Here is a 24499-nt window from a genome sequence, read left to right as displayed (position 1 = left end):
CGTTGCTCGTGCCGGTTTCGTCTCGCGACTTCGCGAGACGCTGGTGACGCATTTTTAGCGGCGGGTGAAGGCTGCTTCCAACTGGCGAAGGCGCGTTTTCAGTTCTGCGACTTCTTCCATCAGGTCTGTGGTCAATGCGGCCAGTTGCGGGTCGGCTTCGAATGTGGATTCGAGGCGGGCCATTCTTCTTGCGCGGATGACTGTCGTGCTGGTGAAGCGCCAGGTGCCTGTGGCCTGATCGCCTTGGAGCAGGCCTTCCGTGGCGCGGGCGCTGACCCAGTCGGGGGCCATGGCGCAGGCGCGGGCGAGGTCTTCGAGGCTCAGGGTGTGGTCGTCCAGCAGTTCGGCAAGCGCCTTGGTCGTCGCTGTTGTTTGTGCGGGCATGTGCAAACTCCTTGCGGTCTTTTCGATTACTGGCCGCTGCGCGGGTTGAATTGCGCGAAGGCTTTGGCGAGGTTGCTGTAGGCGGCGCGTTGCTCGTCGGTGGTGGCTTGGGGCACCACGATGTGCAGTTCCAGATACAGATCGCCGGGCGTGGCCGAGGGCAGGCCGCGTTCTTTCAGGCGCAGTTTGCGGCCGGTCTTGGAGTGGGCGGGGACGTTGACTTCGACGGTGCTTCCATTCGGCGTGGTCACTTCGATGGGGCCGCCGAGTTCGGCTTCCCATGGCGAGACGTTCACGCTTTGATAGACGTCGCGGTCTTGCGCGCGCCAGCGGGCGTCGGGCTTGAACTGCACTTCGAGGAACAGGTCGCCGTTGGGTGCGCCGCCGTAGCCGGGGCTGCCTTGGCCGGAGAGGCGAATCAGCTGGCCTGCGCGCACGCCCTTGGGGATCGTCACTTGCAGTTGGCGTTCTTCGTTGACCAGGTGGCCGCTGTCGTCCAGCTTGGCGCCGCGCAGCGAGAGCATGCGTTCCGCGCCGGTGTACGAGTCCTGCAGATCGAGTTCGATCTTGGCGTGGTGGTCTTCACCGCGTTGCGATGGGGGCGGGCCGCTGCGGAACTGGGATGCGCCCGCACCGTTTCCAGCGCCGCCGCCACGCTGCGCGCGTGCGGTGCGGCCGAACATCTGCTCGAAGAAGTCGCTGAAGGCGGCGCTGTCCATGCCGCCGTCGCCGTCGTGCGAGCCGGTGAATTCGAATCCTGAGTCCCAGTCGGGTGGCGCGCGGAAGTCTTGGCCGCCGCGGTAGGCGCCTTCTTTGCCGAGGTTGTCGTAGGCGGCGCGCTTTTCCGGATCGGACAGCACGGTGTTGGCCTCGTTGACCTCGGCCATGCGTTCGGAGGCGTCTTTTTCCTTGCTGACGTCCGGGTGGTATTTGCGGGCGAGCTTTCGGTAAGCCTTCTTGATCTCGTCCTGAGAGGCGCTTTTGTCAACGCCCAGGATTTTGTAATAGTCCTTGAACTCCATGCACAAGCTCCTGAACCGCCGCCTGTACTTGCTTGTCTTGGCGCGCGGAAGTTGGAAATGAGGTAACAACCCTGTGGGCACATCGTAGGCCAAACACGCAGCGCGTTCGGGGCGGGCGTAGCGGTAGATTGGTAACGATTTGCCAATGCTTGAAGATGGAGTCTATCGGAGCTTATTCAAGCCTCATTCAAGCTTCATTCGAGTGGCACAAAGGTGTCGAATTTCGCGCGGTGGGTGGCAAAGAATGCCTTCACGTTGCGCACGTTGGCGTCGTGCGTGAACAGCCGCTGCGCGAGCGCGTGGTAGGCGGGCATGTCATGGGCGTGGACCACCAGAATGAAGTCCGGGCCGGGCGAGACGCGCCAGCATTGCTGCACCTGCTCGTGCGCAATCACGCGGGCCTCGAAGGCGTTCAGAAACTCCGCGCCTTGCTGGTCGAGCGTGATCTCGACAATGGCCGTCAGTCCGTGCCCTTGCAACTGCGCCAAGCGGTCCGGTTGCAGCAGCGCGACCTGCTTTTCGATCAGCCCAAGCTCATGCAGACGGCGCACGCGGCGCAGGCAGGTGGGCGGTGAGACGTGGACGAGCTCGGCCAGCGACTGGTTGCTGATGGACGCGTCTTTCTGCAACAGGTTGAGCAACTGCTTGTCGATGGCGTCTATGACGGTGTCTTGTGATTCCATATTCAAATGAATTATGAAACTAAATTTCAATCCATATTTGTTGCGAAATATTATTTCAAATTCAATCAAAAATGAATCACAAAATTCATTCATGGCTGCGTACGATCGCGTCCATTCTTGATTCAACGGGTCCACGGACCTTCCAACCGAACGCGGAGCCGGCAGCTCCGCAAGGAGCAGTCACCTATGTGCGGCATCGTCGGCGCGGTTTCCCATCGCAATATCGTTCCCATCCTCGTCCAGGGCCTTCAACGCCTCGAATACCGTGGTTATGACTCCTGCGGCGTGGCGGTGCACGAAGCCAGCATGGGCAACAACCCCACGGGCGGTCTGCACCGCGCACGCAGCACAGCGCGTGTGGCCGAACTGCAGGCGCAGGTCGATACCGAGCATCTGCAAGGCGCAACCGGCATTGCCCACACCCGCTGGGCCACGCATGGTGCACCGGCCGTGCACAACGCGCACCCGCATTTCAGCCACGGACCGAACGCCGCGCCCGCCGAAACCGACCGTGCGGCCCGCGTCGCGCTGGTGCACAACGGCATCATCGAGAACTATCAGGAACTGCGCAGCATGCTGCAGGCGCGCGGCTACGCGTTCTCCAGTCAGACGGACACCGAAGTCATTGCGCATCTGGTCGACAGCCTGTACGACGGCGACCTGTTCGAGGCCGTGAAGGCCGCCATCGCGCAACTGCATGGCGCGTTCGCGATTGCCGTCATGCACAAGGATGAGCCGCATCGCGTGGTCGGCGCGCGTGCCGGATCGCCGCTGGTGCTGGGCGTGGGCGAGAACGAAAACTTCCTCGCCAGCGACGCCATGGCGCTCGCGGGCGTGACCAACCAGATCGTCTATCTGAAGGAAGGCGACCTGGTCGATCTGCAACCCGGCCGCTACTGGATCGTCGACCAGGCCGGTCAGCGCATGACCGAAGCACAGCGCCCCGTGCGCACCGTGCACGCACACAGCGGCGCGGCCGAACTCGGCCCCTATCGCCACTACATGCAAAAGGAAATCTTCGAGCAGCCACGCGCGATTGCCGACACGCTAGAAGGCGTGCAGGCCATCGTGCCCGAGCTGTTCGATGGCATCGACGCCGATGGCAGCACACGCACCGCCGCGTGGCGCGTGTTCAAGGAAATCGACTCGGTGCTGATCCTCGCCTGCGGCACCAGCTACTACAGCGGCTGCGCGGCCAAGTATTGGATCGAGGCCATCGCCAAGATCCCTTGCAACGTCGAAGTCGCGAGCGAATACCGCTACCGCACCAGCGTGCCCAATTCCAGGACACTGGTCGTCACCATCAGCCAATCCGGCGAAACCGCCGACACGCTGGCCGCGCTGCGCCACGCGCAAAGCCTCGGCATGACGCACACGCTCACGGTCTGCAACGTCGCCACCAGCGCCATGGTTCGCGAATGCGAACTGGCCTACATCACGCGCGCGGGCGTGGAAATCGGCGTCGCGTCGACCAAGGCGTTCACCACGCAATTGGCTGGCCTGTTCCTGCTCACGCTCGCACTCGCCCAATCCAAGGGCCGCCTGACCGAAGAGCGTGAAGCGCAGTACCTCACATCGATGCGCCACCTGCCCGTCGCCCTGCAAGCCGTGCTCGCGCTGGAGCCACAGGTCATCAGCTGGGCCGAAGACTTCGCCAAGATGGAAAACGCGCTGTTCCTCGGTCGCGGCATCCACTACCCGATTGCCTTGGAAGGCGCGCTCAAGCTCAAGGAAATCAGCTACATCCACGCCGAGGCTTATCCCGCCGGTGAACTCAAGCACGGCCCGCTCGCGCTCGTCACCAGCAGCATGCCGGTGGTCACCGTCGCCCCGCACGACGAGCTGCTCGAAAAGCTCAAGAGCAACATGCAGGAAGTGCGTGCGCGCGGCGGCGTGCTCTATGTGCTGGCCGACGGCGACTCGCAGATCGAAAGCGAAGACGGCATCCACGTCATCCGCATGCCCGAACACTACGGCGCACTGAGCCCGATCCTGCACGTCGTGCCGCTGCAATTGCTGGCGTATCACACCGCCGTCGCACGCGGCACGGATGTGGACAAGCCACGCAATTTGGCCAAGTCGGTCACCGTGGAGTGAGTGGGTGAACGTAGGGTGAGGCTGGGTCGCCGTTGCTGCGTCCAGCCCTCCTCATCCGGTCAACATGCGTTGTTTGGGAGCGTTTGCGCATATGAACTTCCACATTCGCAAGGCCTGCACTTCCGATATTTCTGTCATCGCGCAGGTGCATCACGCGTCGTTTCCACGGCAGGGTGATTCCGAGCGCTGGGTGTCATGCACCTTGGCTGCCGAGCCGCGCTTTCTTGTGTTCGTCGGCATGCTTGATGGGAGCGCCGTCGGCTACATCTTCTGGTCGCAGAAGTCCGGTTTCCGCGCTGAGGTGGTGCTCGAACTGGATCAGATCGCCATTCTTCCCGAGTGCAGGGGCAAGGGCTTGGCCGAGCGACTCATCCGCGAGTCGCTGCATTCCATCGAAACCGCATTGCTCTCCGAAGGCCGGAAGTTGAAGGCCACTCTGGTGTCCACGCGCGAAGACAACCAGGCGCAACTTCTCTACGCCAAAGCCCTGGGCGCAAAGCCCGTGGCGCGCATTGCCGATCTGTACTCGGCGGCAGAGGTGATTCTGCTGGCCCGAAAGTAGACCCATGGTCTCGAAGCAGGTCTGAAATCTGTTCAACGCGCGGTCACTTCATTCGTTTGCCGATCACGCCCGAGCCTCTATTGACCGAGGACTTGGGCCGATGCTTTTTGCAATTTCAAAGCATCCGTTTACGTTTGTTGTCGATAAATTTCCCGTTGGAAAAAATAAGTGATTGAGCGTTTTGTGCGCTTATCTCTGAATTAATCAGATGTATTGCTCTTTTTGATTTTATCAGTTCATTTCATTCATCTGCTCATGAATGCTGATGAATCCGCATTTGAATCAAAGTGGTTGCTTGCTTCCGCCAATGGCGGAAGTCCTGCATTTGACTTTATTGATGTGTTTTGTGAAATGAATGATTTGCAGATTTTAAGAGTCACTGTCTTTAAAGATTCGTGTAAATCACTATCCACTTTTTAAAGTGATTGATGGATTTTTGTTTGGATGGTCTCGTGTGTCAATTGAATACCTCATGACTGAGTGGGGTAAATTTGTTATGCCTTTTGTATTTGATTGAAGAAGATGCGATTGGTTTTGTTCTGATATTGGTGGTGAAAATTCTCAAAACTATCAAAAACAAATGAATCTGCACTTATTCATTCAAGCAAAGATGGTGTTTGAAGAATTGTTTCGATCGACGGGTTACATCAATAAAATGCTTTTGAAAATGATTTAATGCGCCGCATGGTGGTGGAGCAATGGATTGAAGTGGGGTTTGCTCTAATTTCTCAATCGGCTCCATTGTTGTTTTGAATGTGCGGGAGGGGCTATGGATGGACTTGATGCACCTTTTTGTTGGATGCATGTGGTTGTGTCTGAAATCTTTCTTTTCAAGGCTGTAAGGCGAAGATTTGTGAATTGAGGTTAATGGATTAAGAAGTCTGTTAATTAATCATTCGCTGGTCGTTGTTGCGGTTTTTGAATTGTGCTTGATCAACCATTTGAATTCATGTCTCTGTAATCTTTGCGCCTTCGTGTATTCGCGTTGGGGAATATTTGGAATTAACTCCGGTTGAATTTTGAAATTCCTATGGTACCTGCAGATTTCTCATCGATTTAGTCAATTGAGTGAATGCAGATGTACATGGTTGATGGTTGGTTTTGTTGATTCCCCGATGTTTTCTTTCGCCGGAATTGGTTTCTCTGGCGATGGGCAAGTTTTTCATTTTCGAAAGTGAGCGTTTTATGTCGTCTTCTGCAGGTCACGTGGAAATTGTTGTTGTTTCCAAAAAGTCCGCTGTTTCCAAGTACGGTTTGCCGTCCGAGTTCCGTTTGACCGAGGCTGCCGTCGTTCAGGTAGGCGTCAAGCGTGCGGACGTCAAAGAAATGGTCCGCAATGGCAATGACCTCATCCTCAAGCTGCAAAGCGGTGAGGTCATTACCGTTCACGATTTCTTTGCACAGTTGGAAGGCGGTCAGAGCAATCTTGTTCTGGATGACGATCAGGAGGGCCTGTGGCTGGCCGCATTCGGCGAAGGCCAGGGCTCGTTGGGGTACAGCTACTCGAATCTCTACTCGATCGAGCCGCTGCTTGCAGAAGCCGACAACGCTGCACTGCCACTCGTGTTGACCTGGGCTGCCGGCATGGCGGCCCTTTTGGCGGTGGGCTCCAGTCTGGGCGGCTCAGATTCGTCGCCGGTCGCCAAGCCAACCTCGCCGGAAGTGAGTCCGGTCAATGGCAAGAATCCGATCACCGGCATGGCCGAGCCCGGCTCGACTGTCACTGTGACCTTCCCCAATGGCACGACCGCAAGCGCTGTGGCCGGGGCCGATGGCAAGTTCACCGTGCCCAATCCAGGCCTGAAGGATGGCGACAAGATTTCCGTGACGGCGAGCAACGAAGGCGGCGCGAGCGATCCGACGGTAGCCACTGTCGATGCGGTGGCACCTGCTGTTCCCGATGTGGACCCGATCAAAGCCACTGGCCCGATCACCGGCCATGCGGAAGCGGGTTCCATCGTGACCGTGACACTGCCCGATGGCAAGACAGTCTCCACCACTGCGGGCGCCGACGGCAGCTTCAGTGTTGCGCGCCCTGATGGCTTGAAGGATGGTGACACGGTCACCGTCACCGCGACCGACAAAGCCGGCAACACCAGCGGCGAAGCTACCGAGACGGTGGATGCAGTCGCTCCGGGCACGCCGAGTGTGGACCCAGTCAATGGGCATGATCCGATCACAGGGCATGCCGAGCCCGGCTCCACTGTGACCGTCAAGTACCCCGATGGAAGCAAAGAAACTGTCGTGACAGGCGCAGACGGCAGCTTCACGGCACCGAATCCGGGTATGAAAGATGGTGACAAGATCACCGTCACAGCGACCGATCCTGCAGGCAATGTCAGCGGCGAAGGCACGGCGACTGTGGATGCGGTGGCTCCGAACGTGCCCAGCGTGGATACCGTCAAGCCCACCACCCCGATCACCGGCGACGCCGAAGCGGGCTCGACCGTGACCATCAAGTACCCCGATGGCAAGACTGTCACCGTCATTGCAGGTCCGGACGGTAGCTTCACAGCGCCCAACCCCGGTGGCCTGAAAGATGGCGAGAAGGTCACTGTCACTGCCACCGATCCCGCAGGCAACACCAGCGGTGAAGCCACCGCGATCGTTGATGGTGGAACAGGCACCGTCGATCCAGGTCCCCAACCAGGCGACACCACGCCGCCAGCCGTCCCAACTGTGGATGTTGTCAACGGCACCGACCCGATCACCGGCAAGGCTGAACCGGGCTCGACAGTGACTGTCAAGTATCCCGATGGCAAGACCGCCACAACAACTGCTGGCACCGACGGCAGCTTCTCCGTTCCCAACCCGGGCGATCTCCCGAATGGCGGAAAAGTCACTGTCACAGCCACCGACAAGGCGAGCAACACCAGCGGTGAGGCGACTGCCGTCATTGATTCGTTGGCACCAACAGTCCCGACGGTCGACCCTGTGGGTCCAAAGGAGCCGATCACCGGCGAAGCCGAGCCCGGCTCGACCGTGACCGTGACTTATCCCGATGGCACGAAGAATTCCGTCGTGGCAGGTCCCGATGGCAGCTTCACCGTGCCCAATCCAGGCGGTCTGGAGGATGGTGAAAAAGTCACCGTCACCGCGACCGATCCAGCTGGCAATACCAGCGGCGAAGCGACAGCAATTGTGGATGGCGTGGCGCCCTCCATTCCGACCTTGGACCCCGTCGGTCCAAAGGAACCGATCACTGGCGAAGCCGAACCCGGCTCGACCGTGATCGTGACCTATCCCGATGGCACGAAGGATTCCGTCGTGGCAGGTCCCGATGGCAGCTTCACCGTGCCCAACCCGGGCGGCCTGGAGGATGGTGAAAAAATCATCGTCATCGCGACGGATCCGGCTGGAAACACCAGCGGCGAAGCGACAGCGACTGTGGATGGCGTGGCTCCTACGCTCACCATCACAGACAACGTCGCAGGCACTGTCGGCAGGGATGGCAGCGTCACATTCACGTTCACATTCAGCGAAGCAGTCGAAGGCTTTGACGCCAAGGACATCACGGTGGGCGGCGGCACTGCCGGTCAATTCAAGCAGGTATCGCCCAATGTCTATACGCTGGTGGTGACACCTGCAGATGGCGATGCGGGCACCATTACGGTCAATGTCCCTGCAGGCGCAGCGCAAGATTTGGCGGGCAATCCAACAGCCGCCGCGAGTGCCTCGCAGGCTTCCGACACGGTGGCCCCGGGAGCAAACAGCCTCACGGGTCTGGTGCTCAACGACGACGTGGGCGCGGACCAGACGCCGATCGTTGCAGGCGACACGACCGACGACGCACTGCCAACCTACACCGGCAAGATTGCTGACGGCTCGGACGTGACGACAGTGCAACTGCTGGACAACGGCGTGGTGGTTGGCACGGCGACGGTGGCCCAGGATGGCACGTTCAGCGTGACTCCCGATGCACCGATCAGCGGCGCGGACCACAGCTTCACGCTGGTGCCCGTGGACGCGGCAGGCAACGCAGGCACGGCCACTGGCGCGATCGGCTTCACGTTCGACGGCGCAGCACCCGCAGCGCCCTCGATCAGCGGCGTGCAGAACAACGAAGGCACGACGCCCGAGACGATCCAGAAGGACGCGGTGACCAATGACGCCACCCCACTGGTGAGCGGCACGGGCGCGGCGGGTACGCTGGTGACCATCTACGACAACGACACGGCAGTGAGTTCGGTCGTGGTCGACCAGAACGGCAACTGGAGCGTGGAAGTGCCCGCACTGGCAGAAGGCGCACACGCCCTCACAGCGACCACGACCAACGAAGCAGGCGTGGAGAGCGTGCCGACCGGCGAATACACCTTCACGGTGGACACGCTGGCTCCGGCAGCACCGGTGGCACCGGGCGCGACCGACAACGTGAACAATCCGAACGGCGCCGCCGTGCCCATCACCGATGGAGCCACGACCGACGACGCCACGCCTACATTGGCAGGCAGCGGCACAGCCGGTGAAGTCATCACCATCCTGGACAACGGCGCAGCGATCGGCACGGCTACAGTGGGCACGGACGGCACCTGGAGCTTCACACCCGAGACACCGCTGACCGATGGCGAGCACGAGCTGACCACCACGGTCACCGATGCCGCAGGCAACACCAGCCCGGAAGGCGCAGGTCTGACCGTCACGGTGGACACGAGCGCGCTGGAGCTGGAGATCCTGCGCGTGGAAGACAACGCCCAGACGACAGTGCAGAACATCGTCAGCGGCGGCACCACCAACGACGACACACCGACCTTCGTGGGCAAGGCCAACGCCAACGCGCTGGTCACCATCTTCGAAGGCACGACAGCCGTGGGCAGTGCCACAGCGGACAGCACCGGCGCGTGGACCATCGCGCTGGCAGACGTCGCCGATGGCCCGCACAACTACGTGGTGAGCACAACGAACGCGGCGGGCAACACGATCACGCAGCCTTATACGCTGACGGTGGACACGGCAGCCTCGGAAGCACCAAGCATCGCAGCCGCAACAGACGACGTGGGCACACAGCAAGGCGCGCTTGCCAACGGCGACGTCACCGACGACACCACCCCGACCCTCAGCGGCAAGGGCACGGCAGGCGAGACGGTGAACGTGTACGTGGACGGCGACCTGGTGGGAACGGCCACGGTGGGCAGCGACGGCAACTGGTCGTACACGCTGCCGCTGGAGAACGCACTTCCTGCCGACGGCGAATACAGCTTCACGACCACGACCACGGACGCATCGGGCAACGAAAGCGCGCCAAGCGACGCATTCGTGCTGACGCTGGACACGACACCACCAGCCACACAGGGCACTCCTTCGGCCACGGACAACGTGGGCAACGCAGGCGGTGCGGTGGAGGTGATCGAGGCGAACGGCTCGACCAACGACACGACACCGACGCTGGCTGGCTCGGGTCTGCAAGAAGGTGAGGTCGTCACGATCCTGGACAACGGCACAGCCATCGGCACGGCCGTGGTGGGAGCGGACGGCACCTGGAGCTACACACCGCAGCCCGCACTGACGGAAGGCGAGCACAGCCTGACGACGACGGTGACGGACGCGGCAGGCAACACGAGCGAGGAGAGCCCGGCGCTTGCGTTCACCGTGGACACGACTGCTCCGGCAGACGGCAGCCTCACGGGTCTGGTGCTCAACGACGACGTGGGCGCGGACCAGACGCCGATCGTTGCAGGCGACACGACCGACGATGCACTGCCGACCTACACCGGCACGGCAGCCACAGGCGTGACGACAGTGCAGTTGCTGGACAACGGCGTGGTCGTGGGCACGGCGACGGTGAACCAGGACGGCACGTTCAGCGTGACGCCTGACACACCGCTTGCCAACGGCGCACACAGCTTCACGCTGGTGCCCGTGGACGCGGCAGGCAACGCAGGCACGGCCACCGGCGCGATCGGCTTCACGTTCGACGGCGCAGCACCCGCAGCACCTTCGATCAGCGGCGTGCAGAACAACGAAGGCACGACGCCCGAGACGATCCAGAAGGACGCGGTGACCAATGACGCCACCCCACTGGTGAGCGGCACGGGCGCAGCGGGTACGCTGGTGACCATCTACGACAACGACACGGCAGTGAGTTCGGTCGTGGTCGACCAGAACGGCAACTGGAGCGTGGAAGTGCCCGCACTGGCAGAAGGCGCACACGCCCTCACAGCGACCACGACCAACGAAGCAGGCGTGGAGAGCGTGCCGACCGGCGAGTACACCTTCACGGTGGACACGCTGGCTCCGGCAGCACCGGTGGCACCGGGCGCGACCGACAACGTGAACAATCCGAACGGCGCCGCCGTGCCCATCACCGATGGAGCCACGACCGACGACGCCACGCCTACCCTGGCAGGCAGCGGCACACCGGGCGAGACCATCACCGTGCTGGACAACGGCGCAGTGATCGGCACGGCTACAGTGGGCACGGACGGCACCTGGAGCTTCACGCCCGAGACACCGCTGACCGATGGTGAGCACGAGCTGACCACGACGGCCACGGACGCGGCAGGCAACACCAGCACACCGAGCACGTCGCTGGACATCACGGTGGACACGAGCGCTCTGGAGCTGAACATCCTGCGCGTGGAAGACAATGCTCAGGCGACAGTGCAGAACATCGCCGACAAGGGCATCACCAACGACGACACGCCGACCTTCGTGGGCACGGCCACCGCCAACGCAGTGGTCACCATCTTCGAAGGCACGACGGCAGTGGCCAGCGCCACAGCGGACAGCACAGGCGCGTGGACCATCGCACTGGCAGACCAGGCGGACGGCCCGCACACCTACGTGGTGAGCGCAACGAACGCGGCAGGCAACACCGTCACGCAAGGCTACGAGCTGACCGTGGACACGGCAGCCTCGGCAGCGCCAAGCATCGGCAGCGCCAAGGACGACGTGGGCACGAAGCAGGCAGACCTTGCCAGCGGCGACGTCACCGACGACACCACACCGACGCTGGTGGGCAGCGGCACGGCTGGCGAGACCGTCAACGTGTACGTGGACGGAGCCGTGATCGGCTCGACCACAGTGCAGCCGGACGGCAGCTGGTCGTACACACCGGACCAGGCACATCAACTGACCTCGGACGGCGCGCACAGCTTCACGACCACGACCACGGATGCAGCGGGCAACGAAAGCGCGCCAAGCACACCGGCGTTCGTGGTGAACCTGGACACGACGGCACCCAACATGAGCGGCGTCACCCTTGCGGTGAACCCCGTGGCAGGTGACAACATCGTCAACGCCGCCGAAGCAGCGCAAGCAGGCGTGACCCTGACCGGTACGCTGACAGGCGTGCCATCGGACGTGACCTCCACCAAGGTGGTGGTGAACGTGGACGGCACGGACTACACAGCCACCGTCACGGGCAGCACCTGGAGCGTGGACGTGCCCGGCAGCAAGCTGGCCGCCGACACGGGCGTGGACGTGACAGCGACCTTCGCAGATGCGGCCGGCAACGAAGCGGTCAAGACCGCCTCGCAGGCCTACACCGTGGACGCTGCTGCCCCTGTGGTGACGAATGTGGGTCTGACGGTGGACGACGTGACGCCGGACAACAAGTTGAGCGTTGCGGAATCGCTGCAATCTGCGGTGACGCTGACAGGTACGCTGACGAATGTGCCGTCGGATGCTGCCGCGAAATCGGTTGTGGTGACGGTGAATGGTGTTGACCATACCGCGACCGTGACTGGCAATACGTGGTCTGTGGACGTGAGCGGTGCCAACTTGGGTGCGGACTCCGACAAGAAGGTTGAGGCCACGGCCACCTTCACCGATGCTGCAGGCAATGTGTCGAGCACGGCTGCGTCGAAGGTCTATGCGTTGGGCGAGCCGATCATTGTCGGAACTGGCCTGGACACGCTGGCCACCATCGTCAGCTACACCGACAACGTCGGTACGCTGGTGGGTGACTATGGTTCGGGTACAGCAACTGACGATCTGGCACCTGTGCTCAACGGTACGTTGAGTGCGGCTCTGGAGGCGGATGAGCACGTCGATGTCTATCTCGGTGGAGTTGCTGTGGGAACTGCCACGGTGGATGCCAGCGGATTGGCTTGGAGCTACGCCCTCAGCGGCTTGCAGAACGGCAGCTCGTACGACTACACGGCTCAGGTGGTCAACACCGATCTTGAGGCCGGTGACATGTCCGACGCGTTCACCATTGGCGTGGACTCGGTTGGGCCTGACGTATCGGGCCTGGGCCTGACGGTGAACCCGGTGACGGCGGACAACATCGTCAACGCCAGCGAGGCGCAGCAGACGGCAATTCCTCTGACGGGCACACTGACAGGCGTGCCGGGCGATGCAGTGAGCACAACGGTCATCGTGAATCTGAACGGCGCGAGCTACACCGCCACCGTTTCCGGTTCGACGTGGACTGTGGATGTCGCCGGGCAGGCTCTGGCGGCTGATGCGAACAAGACACTGGAAGTGACAGCCACCTTTGTCGATGATGTGGGCAATACCTCGTCCAAGACGGTATCGCAGCAGTACACCGTCGATTCGACCGTGTCCGGCATCTGGCTGAATGCACCGATCGAAGGCGACAACATCGTCAACGCCCAAGAAGTGTCCACAGTGGTGGTGAGCGGTACGACCGCGAACGTGTCCAATGGGCAGGTCGTGACGGTGACATTCACGGATGGCACCAACAGCGTCAATGCGACGGCCACCATCAGCAACAACGCCTGGACTGCAGCCGCAGTGGATCTCAGCACGTTGAACGAAGGCACGGTCACGGTGACGGCGAACGTGACGGATCAATTGGGCAACCCATCCAGCGCTCAGGCTCTGGTGAAGCTCGATACAGAGGCACCCGAAAGCACAACGGTCTACCAGATCGCGATCACGGCTTACGAAGACAACGTCACTCCAAACGACGGCGACTTCCTGAATGGCACGACCACGAACGATCCTTCACCGCTGCTCAAGGGCACGGTGGTTGGCCTCGTCACGGGTGACGTGGTTCGCATCTACGAAGGCAGCACGCTGCTGGGCGAGGCAACCGTCGCAAGCGGAAGCTGGACCTATCAGCTCAATGCGCTGACGACCGGCGCGCACAGCTATACGGCCGTGATCGTGGACGATGCGGGCAACGAAGGCCTTGCAACGAGCGTGTTCACGCTCACCGAAGACGCGATTGCTCCGACCAGCACGCCGACCATCGTCAACTACACCGACGACCAAGGCACGCTGAAGAACAACTTCGGCAATGCGACGGTCACCGACGACACCGCACCGGTGCTCAACGGTACTCTGTCGCAAGCGATCGGTTCCGACGAACAGGTGCTCGTGTACCGCATCGTCGGCTCCGACAGCGTGCTGGTGGGTGCTGCGACGGTGAATACGGCTGACAGCAGCTGGAATCTGCAGCTCAGCGGTCTGGCCGATGCGACCACATACCAGTATGTGGCCAAGGTGGTGGATGCGGCTGGCAACATCGGCACACTGTCCAACACGTTCACGATCACCGTGGACACCACCGCGCCGAGCGTCAACGTCACGATCGACAGCTACGCGGATGACATGGGCGGCGCGCAGAACGCGACGATGGGCACCAACACCACGACGGACGATACTGCTCCGCTGCTCAAGGGCACGCTGCAGTACAGCCTGAACTCGGGTGATGCTGTGCAGATCTACCAGAACGGCGTGATGGTGGGAACGGCGACAGTCATGGGCACCAGCTGGACATACCAGTTGAATGGCCTGGCTGATGCCACCTACCAGTTCACAGCCCTCGTGGTTGACCAAGCAGGCAATGCGAGCACGACAGGCATGTCGAACACGTTCAACCTCACGGTCAACACCAGCGCTCCGGAAACCACGGCAGCCATCGTCAGCTACACCGACAACGTCGGCACGCTGATGGGCAACTACGTCTCGGGCACCACAACGGACGACACGACACCCGTGTTGAACGGTACGCTGAGCCAGGCTCTCGCTGCAGGCGAAACCGTGCGCATCTATCAGGGCACAACCCTGCTGGGCAACGCAACGGTGGACGCCTCTGGCACGGGCTGGACCTATGCAGCAAGCGGCCTCGCGAACGGTCAGACCTACAGCTACACCGCTGTGGTGGTCAGCGACAGTGGTGCCGAAGGTGCGGTATCGACAGCGTTCACGCTGAGCGTGGACACGGTTGCACCGACAACGACGACGACCATTCTGTACGCCGACAACGTGGGTGCCAGCCAGGGTGATTTCGGCACGGGCACCACGACCGATGACCGCTCTCCGCTGCTCAAGGGGACGTTGAGTGCCGCGCTGGCAACCGGCGAAACGGTTGGAATCTACGAAGGCACAACGTTGCTGGGAACGGCGACCGTGTCCGCAACGAACTGGACCTTCGTTCTGCCGGATGCTCTTGCGGACGGCTCTGCGCATACCTATGTGGCCAAGGTCATGGACGTTGCGGGCAACGTGGGCGGGACGGCTTCGCTGACCGTCAATGTGGACCTGACTGTGGTGGTTGAAGCGCAGACGACGGTGGACACTACACCGATCGTCACTGGCTACATCGGATTCGAGCTGCTGGCTGGCGAGTACGTCGAGGTGACGGTCAACGGTGTCACCTATTCGTCTCAGACAGGCGATGTGGTGGTCGATCCGCTGAACAACACATGGTATGTACAGATCCCGAGCGGCAACGCTCTGGCTGTCGGAACCTACAACGTCGCGGCGACTCTGCGTGCGGCCGATGGCAGCACGGTCACGACCGACAACACGAGTGGCGAACTGGTGGTGGGTGCCACACCGACGGTGACCATGGGTGCTGGCGGTGCCAATGTGGATCAGAAGGCTACGGCGTTCACACTGAGCGAAACCGGCATGTGGCGTATTCATTCCAACCAGACCATGCTGGATGCGAATGGAACGAACAGCGCCACGCTGGGCAGTTTCTCGAAGACGGCTCTGGTGAGCAACTCCGGGGGAGACTACGAGGACGACAACTACGTGCAGAACGCCACGTTCATCGACTACAACCGAGATGGTCTGATGGACTTGATCGCGGTCGATAGTGACTACCAGGATGGCCAGCAGGCATTCACCTACAACGGCAGCACTTACACGGCGCTGCAGGTGGGCGGGCCTGACACGTATGGTGGCGACTGGGAAGAGGAAGACGGCAGCGCGAACACCTATTCCTGGTTCGGTGGTGTGGTCGGCTTCGACAAGACTGGTGACGGTCTCGTCGATGTTGCCTACGGTGATCAGACGCCGAATGACTCCGGTGCTCAGGGCGGCTACGACACGCAGATCGTGTTGAACAAGGACGGCACGATCTACGGCATGATCAAGGATGGTGCATACGTCGACACTCAAGGTGAAGGAGCGCCAGCGGCCACCAATTCGGGCAATTCCACGTCCGACATTGAGTTGTCGGGCGTTGACTTGAACAATGATGGCACGGTCGATCTGATCTACCACGGCACTGCTGGGTCGAGCAAGATCGGTGGTGCAGGTACCAGTGTGGACACCACCACGAACGACTATCGTCTGGTCGTGGCATCGAACCTGGGCAACGGCGCGTGGTACACCAACCAGATTGTCGAAAACGCCTTCCAGCGCTCCGATAACCCTGGCGTGGGCAATGGCGTGTCGATGACATGGGCTGACTTCAACGGCGACGGCTACATGGATTTGTTCATGGGGCGTGGCTACAGCAGCAGCACCGCTGGAGGTTATGCGAGCCGCATTCTGTTCAACGACGGAACGGGTCATCTGTCATCCAGTGCCCCCACAGGCATTGGAACCTCGACAGGCACCTACACGTTCGCTGACTCGCTGCAAGGTGGTGCATCGCTCGCGGTGGATTGGAACAACGACGGCAAGATGGACGTCATCGAACTCCCCGGCATGGGCGACAACGCTGGCATGACAGATGCGGGCAACACAGGTGCCATCAATCTGTACACCAACACGTCATCCGGTACAACCAAGAGCTTCACCACGACCAACTTGCTGGGTGGCTCCAACACCATCGGCAGTTGGACTAGCGATTCCAACAACAACTCGGTGACTGGTGCGATTGCGGCCGACATCGATTGGGACGGTGACAAGGACCTCGTGGCGTTCACATCGAAGGGCAACACGAAGTACATCGCCAACACCAACAATGTCGCTGATGGCACGGTGATCCATGTCCGGATCTTCGACAAGACAGGCATCAATTCCTTCTACGGAAATACGGTGCAGTTGATCGACGAAGCAACGAACACGGTGGTGCGCACGCAGATGATCAACGCCCAGTCGGGCAATCAGACCAACGATAGCTCCGCACTCGTGGACTTCACCGGACTGGATGCCTCGAAGACCTACAGCGTGGTCATGCTGAGCAACGTGAACGGCAGCTCTTCGGACTACGGTGGCGTTGGCGCCGTGGGCTCGAATACCGTCGAGAACGTCAACGCCACTTGGGGCGGCCTGACGGCTGGAGAAGGGACTTCGGCATACGTGCTGACGGCCGAGTCTTCCAGTTCGGTCGCAAACGCCAATATCGGCAACGGCATTGTCGGCACGGGCTACAACGACACCTTCTACGCCACACTGGGAACCGACAAGTTCAACGGTGGCGGCGGCTCGGTGACGGTGTCGGGCGTGACCTCCTGGTCGAACACGGGCGGCCTTGACGTTGTGGACTACGAACTGGCGGGCAGCGCTCCATTGACCATCGATCTGTCGCTGACGACGGCGCAGTCCACGGGCTTCGGGTCGGACACCTTCGTGAACATCGAAGGCATCGCCGGTGGCTCGGGCAACGACACGTTCACCGACAGCGCGGCTGACAACCTCTTCAACGGTCGCGGTGGCAACGACACCTACAACCTGACGAAGGGTGGCAACGACACGCTGATGTACACGCTGCTGAACGCGGCCAATGGGACAGGTGGCAACGGAGTCGACACGGTGAACGGCTTCAAGGTCGGCACCTGGGAGGCCACGGCAAACGCCGATCGCATTGATGTGAGCCAACTGTTGAATGGCTACACACCGTCCATCAACGGTGAGTACGCAGCCAAGTACTTCAACGGTGTAGCGACCATCAACGCGGGTGACAACATCGCCCAGTACCTGTCGGTGACGACCTCCGGTGGCAACACCACGGTGAGCATCGACCGTGACGGCTCGGGCGGGGCCTACCAGTCGACCACGCTGGTGACGCTCAACGGTGTCGAAACCGATCTGGCGACGCTGCTGGCCAACCATCAGATTTCCCTGATCTGATGAATCGGCGGGAGGACTTTGCGGCGACGCAAAGCGCCTCCCGCTGATGGATGGCGATTTGAATCCACAACTGCTGCGCACCTTTCTCTTTGATGTGAAAGGTGCGTTTTTGCGCGTGGAAATGAGTTGTGTCTGGGGATATGTATTTTGGTGATTATTAAATTTTGACTTTCTGGTTTGAATGTCTTGATTTATCTCATTCAAATTTATATGTTTGCAATGTGCGAATAAATGGGGCGATGAGGCTGATTTTTCTGTGATGTGATCAGCGAGTTACACGAGCTTCCAGCTATTGCCAGATGAATTGCCTTGGCTTTGTCCGGCAGCAAAATCTGAATCGGTTCTGAAAAACATAATTTTCAGGTTGTGTTTGACGCGCCATTGCGTGCCTTTTCCAGTATTCGCGGGTGAAGGTGCGCATATGCGCGTTTTTGCGTATTGAGTGCATGTTGGGATATTTACATGCATTGATGAAGCAGATATTCGAGGGGTATGAAAATTAGTTCCAACCAAATGAGTGCATCGAAAATTCGTGGGGATTATCGAGTGCGCAAAATGAAGTGGCTCAATGCGGCTCGCGTCCTATTGGCCTTGTCCCCGGCGTTTCCTGCGGCGCATTTGTCGGCTTATGCGCAGGACGAATCCAGCACGAATGCGCAAAACCAGTCCAAGCCTGCAGCGGTGGAGGGCAGTGTTCCGGCGGTGAGTTCGCCCATTCCTGCAGAAAATCGAAAGCTCGCCCCCACCAATCTGGCCAACGAGGTGGATGCGCCAGCGCCCAGGCCACTGTCGCGGGAGCGGATTCCGACGGGCGTTTTGCCCATGGCGCGTGCGGTGCAACTGGCCGTGCAGCAGCATCCGTCCATCACCGATGCCGTGGCCACGCTCGCGCAGCAGACGGCAGGCGTGGACTACGCCAAGGCCGGCTACTACCCCCAGATTCGTGTGGGCATGGGCACCGGCACCAGCAATTCGGCGAGCACGGGGGGCAGCAGTGTGCTGGCTTCGGCGTCGGCATCGCAGATGCTGTACGACTTTGGCAAGGTGGACAACCAAGTCAGCCGCAGTCAGGCAATGGTGCGGCGTCAGCAGGCGACCGTGCTCAAGCAGATCGATGTGATCTCGCGCAGCACCGCAGAGGCCGTGCTGATGGTGCACAAGTACCAGTCGCTGACCGACATTGCGCAAGGGCAGGTCGATGCGGTGGACAAGGTGCTGGAATTGTCCGAGCTGCGTGCCAACGCGGGCCTCAGCACCAAGGCCGATCCGATCCAGGCACGCGCTCGCGTGCAGGGCGCACGAGCCTATCTGGGACAGATGTCCTCCGAACTCGCGCAATGGCGGCAGAAGTTGCGTACGTTCGTTGGTGAAGTCGGGGCGCGGCAGGTGGAGGTTCTTCCCGGCCTGGAGCATGAAACGCTCTGGATGAGCGGCACGCCCGAATTCCAGTTGTTGCCCGAGGTGCTGATCGTGCAGGCCGAACGTCAGGCGGCCAAGGCACAACTGGCGACGACGCGCGCCTCCAAGTGGCCGACGATTTCGCTGGACGCCACGGGCAACAAGGCACTCAGAGGCGTCAATCCAAGTACCTATGAAAAGCGCGGTATCTACCACTCGATTCAGGTGAATGTGTCGGTGCCGCTGTACCAAGGGGGAGCCGCCGACGCGCAGATCAGCGCCGCCGCTGCAGAAGAGGCCGCCACGCGCGAACGCATCGAAACCGCTTTGTTGCAGGCCGGGGATCAGTCCCGCGCCTGGCGCGAGCTGGCGGTGGGGGCGCAGGGCCGTCTGGCAGATGTCGAGCATCGCCGCCAGAGCATTCTCTCGGTGCGTGACCTCTATCGTGAGCAGTACCAGCTGGGTACACGCTCGATTCTCGATCTGCTGAACGCGGAGCAGGAAATCCACCAGGCCGAGGCCGAGGCGCAAGGCCTCCTCCACGACCTCTGGCAGTACCGGCTGGAGTATGTCTCGGCCACCGGGCGGCTGCGTGAATTCTTTGGCTTGAACAACAAGGTCGTGCAGGGCATGGAGTTGCTTCCGTGACGTCTGCATCGATTGCTTCGCGTGTTTCAGGACCGCATCACCACATGACATGGCGCGCCGAGGGTTCGACGAGCGACGCCAGGAGTTGATCAGAGATGGATTTGCCTAAACAGTACACAGCGTGGCTGGATGCCATGCTGACGGTCAGTCGTCATTATGGGATAGGGGCGTCTGCCGAAAATGCCCGCGTCGCGCTGGCATGGGAGAGCGGAACGCCATTGGAGGCGCTGCTCGAAATCATGGCGCGGCAGATGGGCTTGAGCGTCCGCTTGTCGGGCTTTGACGCTTCGATGCTCGACGCATGGCGCTTGCCGATTGCCGTTGAATTCGCCGATGGACGGGTGGGCGTGATCCGCACGATCAACGCGCAGCGCAAGGTCGGCATCGCCTTCAGCGGAGAGCAGGGCGCCGAGACCGTGATGGACGGTGCTGAGCTCAAGAAGCTGGTCGTGCGTGCCGCGTTGCTGCGCCCGCTTGCGGAAGTGCCGGATGCGCGCGTCGATGAGTACATCAAGCCATGGAAGCCGAGCTGGTTCTGGAAGATCGCGCTCGGGGATTGGCATCGTTATGGCGAGGTGGTTCTGGCTTCGCTCGTCGCCAATGTGCTCGCGCTGTCGGGAATGATGTTCTCCATGCAGGTGTACGACCGTGTCGTGCCGTCACAGTCCGAATCTACGCTCTGGGTGCTGTTCGGCGGTGTGATGCTCGCCATCGCGTTCGAGTTTCTGATGCGGCTGTGCCGGACCTACATCATCGACATTCTCGGCAAGCGCGCGGATCTGCAGATCTCGGATGTGATCTTTGGCCGCGCACTGCGCTTGCGCTACGACGCGAGGCCGAAATCCACGGGCAGCTTCATCGCGCAGATCCGCGAGATCGATCAGGTGCGGGAACTGCTGACATCGACTACCATCGGTGCCGCTGCCGATCTGCCGTTCTTCTTTCTGTTTCTTGGCGTGCTCTGGTTGATTGGCGGATCGCTGGTCTGGATTCCGCTTGCCGCCTTGCCGCTGCTGCTGCTGCCCGGACTTATGGCCCAGCGCCCCTTGGGTCGTCTTGCCAATGCCGGCATGCGCGAATCGGCGCTCCGCAATGCCATGCTGGTGGAGGCGGTGCAAGGTCTGGACGACATCAAATCGCTGCGCGCCGAGCCACGCTTCCAGAACCGCTGGAATCATGTGAACATGGTCTCGGCCGACATCGGCATGCGCCAGCGCTTTCTGACCAACATGCTGATGACCTGGACGCAGGAAATCCAGGGCGTGATCTACGCCGTGGTGCTGCTGGTGGGTTGCTACTTGGTGATGAAGGGCGACATGACGACCGGCGCGCTGGTCGGCAGTTCGATCCTGTCCTCGCGCATGGTCTCGCCCATGGCGCAGATCGCCAGTCTGCTCGCGCGTTGGCAGCAGGCCAAGGTGGCGCGCGATGGCTTGAACAAGCTCATGGAGCGCCCGGTCGATGTGCCCGACGACAGTCGTCGCGTGCATGTTCCCTTTCTGCAGGGTGCGTATCGCACGACGGGTGTGCGTTTTCAGTATTCCGAAGAGGCCAAGCGTGCCGCGCTGGAGCTGCCCAACCTGCGTGTGCAGCCCGGCGAAAAGATCGCCGTGCTGGGGCGAATGGGCGCGGGAAAATCCACGCTGCTGCAACTGTTTGCCGGCATGTACAAACCGAGCGCCGGCACGGTCAACCTGGATGGTCTGGATCTGGCGCTGATCGATCCGCAGGATGTGCGTCGCGACGTCAGCTTGCTTGCACAGAACTCCAACCTGTTCTACGGAACCATCCGAGAGAACCTGGTGATGGGGCGCCCGATGGCGACGGACAGCGAACTGATCGAAGCCCTGCGCATGTCGGGCGGCTTGAGCTTGGTGCAAGGCCGTCCCGAAGGTCTGGACGAGTTGATTCAGGAAGGCGGCCTTGGCCTTTCGGGCGGGCAACGTCAGGCGTTGCTGCTCGCGCGCACCATCGTTCGCCAACCATCGGTGCTGCTGCTCGATGAGCCCACCGCGCATTTCGACGAGGTGACGGAGCATCAGGTGATCGACGCACTGAATCCGTGGCTCGCGCCGCGCACCTTGATCGTCGCAACGCACCGCATGCAGGTTCTGCAATGGGTGGATCGCATCATCATTCTCGACAATGGCCGCGTGGTGATGGACGGCCCGAAGAAGCATGTACTGGGGGAGCTGACAAATGGCAAGGCTTGACGCGATGAACGCGAACGAACGTCCCGAGCCCGTGCTTTCCGGACAGCCGGTGCAGATACGGGTCGATGCAAAAGGTGCCGCACCTCAACCGAAGGCAGGAATGAGCGTCAAACGCATGGGTGGCCCCGGCATGTTCAAGATGAAGCCCTTGCCGGTGAGCTCGCCGAGCAAGCGAGTGGGGTTGCCGTTCCCATTCTTGATCGTCTGGATCGTGGCATTGCTGCTTGCGGCTTTCGCCACTTGGGCGACTTTCTTTGAACTGTCCGAAGTGTCGACCGGCGTCGGCAAGGTGATCCCATCGTCGCGCGAGCAGATCATCCAGTCGCTCGAAGGCGGGATTCTGGTTGAACTCAAGGTCAAGGAAGGCGACATCGTCGACGCTGGCGAGGTGCTTGCGCAACTCGACCGCACCAAGAGTGAAGCCACGGTGCAGGAAAGCGCGGTGCGCATGCGTGCAGCGCAGGCCACATCGGCGCGTCTCTATGCGGAAGTGAACGGAACGCCGCTCAAGTTCCCCGAAGATGTTCGGGTGGATGGCGATCTGGCTCGCACCGAGACAGCGTTGTACTCTTCGCGGCGTGAGGCCTTGGCGGGCACGATATCGGGTCTGCAGGAAGCGCTGATGCTGGTTCGCAAGGAGCTGTCGCTGACCGAGCCGCTGGTCGTGCGCGGTGCCGCGAGCGATGTGGAAGTGCTGCGCTTGAAGCGTCAGGCCAACGACCTCGAAACCCGCATGGCCGATGCGCGCAGCCAATATCTTGTGAAGGCGCGTGAAGACCTGGCCAAGGCGAATGCCGAAATCGAATCGCTGCGCCAAGTGACTCGCGGCCGTGCCGATGCGCTGACGCGTCTGACCTTCACGTCGCCCGTGCGTGGTGTCGTCAAGGACATCGCGATCACCACGGTCGGCGGGGTGATCCCGCCCAACGGCAAGCTCATGGAAATCGTGCCGGTGGACGAGAAGCTGCTGGTCGAGGCACGCATTTCGCCGCGCGATATCGCGTTCATTCACCCTGGACAGACGGCCACGGTGAAGATCACGGCGTATGACTATGCGATCTACGGCGGTTTGCCGGCGAAGGTGGTCACGATTTCGCCTGACACGATTCAGGATGACGTCAAGCGCGATCAGTACTACTACCGTGTGTTCATTCGGACCGAGGCGGATCACCTCAAGCGCGAGGACAAGGTGTTTCCGATCAGTCCGGGGATGATTGCTTCGGTGGAAATTCTTACTGGCAGCAAGACGGTGATGCAGTATCTGGTGAAGCCGTTCAACAAGGGGAGGGAGGCTTTACGCGAACGATGATGTGACGGTTGCGACGTCACTTGTCGCTTTGAAATCGGGATGCCTGGAGGTTTTTATGGCCTTCGGGCATTTCTCTTTTTTGGGCTTGGTGGTTGAGTTTGGTGTGGAGGCCGGGAGTTCCGCCCGGCGGCGGAGTCACTTTTGCTTGCGCGCAAAAGTAACCAAAACGCGCTTTGAATACCTGCGGCAAAACTCTCTTCGCGCCGTGGGCGCTCCGTTCAGACAGCTTGCCGCAAGTCAGTCAGGAAGAGGTGTGATTCGGCACTTCGCTGCGCTCGTGTCTGCATCTCGCGATTTCGCGAGATGTGGGGGATACTTGGGCGTGTTGTCTTTTTCGGTGGTTGTCATGTCGTCTGCTTCCGGCTCTTACATTCTTCCTGTGGAGTTGTCCAAGTCCTATCGTTTGCTCAACCATGGGCCTACAGTGCTGGTGTCTGCACGGCATGCGGGGGAGTCGAATGCGATGGCGGCTGCGTGGGCCTGTGCGTTGGATTACACCCCTGCCAAGCTCACGGTGGTGATCGACAAGGCGACGAAGACGCGGCAGTTGATGGAGCAGAGTGGGATGTTCGTGATTCAGGTGCCCACGCGTGCGCAGGCGCGGTTGGTGCATCACGTGGGCACGCGCAGTGCGTTGAAGGAGCCGGGCAAGATCGAGAGCGCCGGGGTCGAGTGGTTCGAGCAGGCGGGGTTCGATGTGCCTCTGGTGGCGGGCTGCTCTGCGTGGATGGTGTGCAGGCTGGTCCCTGAGCCGCACAATCAAGCGGCGTATGACCTGTTCATCGGCGAGATCGTGGGTGCATGGGCCGATTCACGTGTGTTTCGTGATGGGCATTGGCTGTTCGAGGACGCGCCCGATGAACTGCGCAGTTTGCACTATATCGCCGGTGGGCATTTCTATGCGATAGGCGATGCGGTTACGGTCGATGTGGCGTCGGCCACTGCCAAGGCTTAGGCTTAGG

Annotated in this window: 10 protein-coding genes; 7 read left to right on the top strand and 3 right to left on the bottom strand. The window is 60.9% G+C overall.

Features of this window, described 5'->3' with window-relative positions:
* Window positions 1-54: 54 nt before the first annotated feature.
* From G7048_RS07245 to G7048_RS07235, 3 genes are all read right to left on the bottom strand, one after another.
* Window positions 55-384: a chaperone modulator CbpM gene (locus G7048_RS07245; RefSeq protein ID WP_166067482.1), complete on the bottom strand. Its 330-nt coding sequence runs from the start codon at window positions 382-384 to the stop codon at window positions 55-57.
* A gap of 26 nt (window positions 385-410) precedes the next feature.
* Window positions 411-1406, bottom strand: a complete 996-nt coding sequence (locus G7048_RS07240) for a DnaJ C-terminal domain-containing protein (RefSeq protein WP_166067481.1) — start codon at window positions 1404-1406, stop codon at window positions 411-413.
* Between the two features lie 194 nt (window positions 1407-1600).
* Entirely contained in the window at window positions 1601-2089 is a 489-nt protein-coding gene (locus tag G7048_RS07235; protein WP_166067480.1) for an Lrp/AsnC family transcriptional regulator, read from the bottom strand.
* Between the two features lie 186 nt (window positions 2090-2275).
* Here G7048_RS07235 and glmS point away from each other — a divergent pair, with 186 nt between their 5' ends.
* The 7 genes from glmS to G7048_RS07200 all read left to right on the top strand — a co-directional run bounded on the left by glmS (window position 2276) and on the right by G7048_RS07200 (window position 24492).
* Complete coding sequence (gene glmS / locus G7048_RS07230; protein WP_166067479.1) at window positions 2276-4186, top strand: glutamine--fructose-6-phosphate transaminase (isomerizing); 1911 nt, start codon at window positions 2276-2278, stop codon at window positions 4184-4186.
* 91 nt (window positions 4187-4277) lie between these two features.
* Window positions 4278-4748: a GNAT family N-acetyltransferase gene (locus G7048_RS07225; RefSeq protein ID WP_166067478.1), complete on the top strand. Its 471-nt coding sequence runs from the start codon at window positions 4278-4280 to the stop codon at window positions 4746-4748.
* Window positions 4749-5933: 1185 nt separating this feature from the next.
* On the top strand, window positions 5934-17969 hold the full coding sequence (locus G7048_RS07220) for an Ig-like domain-containing protein (RefSeq protein WP_166067477.1): 12036 nt from the start codon (window positions 5934-5936) through the stop codon (window positions 17967-17969).
* Window positions 17970-18524: 555 nt separating this feature from the next.
* Entirely contained in the window at window positions 18525-20015 is a 1491-nt protein-coding gene (locus tag G7048_RS07215; protein ID WP_166067476.1) for a TolC family outer membrane protein, read from the top strand.
* Between the two features lie 95 nt (window positions 20016-20110).
* The gene (locus G7048_RS07210) at window positions 20111-22228 is read left to right on the top strand and encodes a type I secretion system permease/ATPase (protein WP_166067475.1); all 2118 of its coding nucleotides are present in this window, start codon (window positions 20111-20113) and stop codon (window positions 22226-22228) included.
* Window positions 22215-23537 (top strand): HlyD family type I secretion periplasmic adaptor subunit, encoded by a 1323-nt coding sequence (locus G7048_RS07205; protein ID WP_240933203.1) that lies wholly within the window; start codon window positions 22215-22217, stop codon window positions 23535-23537. The genes G7048_RS07210 and G7048_RS07205 overlap by 14 nt, the downstream gene beginning before the upstream one ends.
* Window positions 23538-23883: 346 nt before the next feature.
* Window positions 23884-24492 (top strand): flavin reductase family protein, encoded by a 609-nt coding sequence (locus G7048_RS07200; RefSeq protein ID WP_166067473.1) that lies wholly within the window; start codon window positions 23884-23886, stop codon window positions 24490-24492.
* Window positions 24493-24499 lie beyond the last annotated feature (7 nt).

Origin of the sequence: Diaphorobacter sp. HDW4B (genome assembly GCF_011305535.1) — a bacterium.
Taxonomy (GTDB): domain Bacteria; phylum Pseudomonadota; class Gammaproteobacteria; order Burkholderiales; family Burkholderiaceae_C; genus Diaphorobacter_A.
This window is presented reverse-complemented; position numbering and strand designations above follow the sequence as displayed.

Excerpts from the sequence above, each read along its gene's own strand:
- G7048_RS07245 (WP_166067482.1), bottom strand. The coding sequence starts at position 384 with ATGCCCGCACAAACAACAGCGACGACCAAGGCGCTTGCCGAACTGCTG.
- G7048_RS07240 (WP_166067481.1), bottom strand. The coding sequence starts at position 1,406 with ATGGAGTTCAAGGACTATTACAAAATCCTGGGCGTTGACAAAAGCGCC.
- G7048_RS07235 (WP_166067480.1), bottom strand. The coding sequence starts at position 2,089 with ATGGAATCACAAGACACCGTCATAGACGCCATCGACAAGCAGTTGCTC.
- glmS (WP_166067479.1), top strand. The coding sequence starts at position 2,276 with ATGTGCGGCATCGTCGGCGCGGTTTCCCATCGCAATATCGTTCCCATC.
- G7048_RS07225 (WP_166067478.1), top strand. The coding sequence starts at position 4,278 with ATGAACTTCCACATTCGCAAGGCCTGCACTTCCGATATTTCTGTCATC.
- G7048_RS07220 (WP_166067477.1), top strand. The coding sequence starts at position 5,934 with ATGTCGTCTTCTGCAGGTCACGTGGAAATTGTTGTTGTTTCCAAAAAG.
- G7048_RS07215 (WP_166067476.1), top strand. The coding sequence starts at position 18,525 with ATGAAGTGGCTCAATGCGGCTCGCGTCCTATTGGCCTTGTCCCCGGCG.
- G7048_RS07210 (WP_166067475.1), top strand. The coding sequence starts at position 20,111 with ATGGATTTGCCTAAACAGTACACAGCGTGGCTGGATGCCATGCTGACG.
- G7048_RS07205 (WP_240933203.1), top strand. The coding sequence starts at position 22,215 with ATGGCAAGGCTTGACGCGATGAACGCGAACGAACGTCCCGAGCCCGTG.
- G7048_RS07200 (WP_166067473.1), top strand. The coding sequence starts at position 23,884 with ATGTCGTCTGCTTCCGGCTCTTACATTCTTCCTGTGGAGTTGTCCAAG.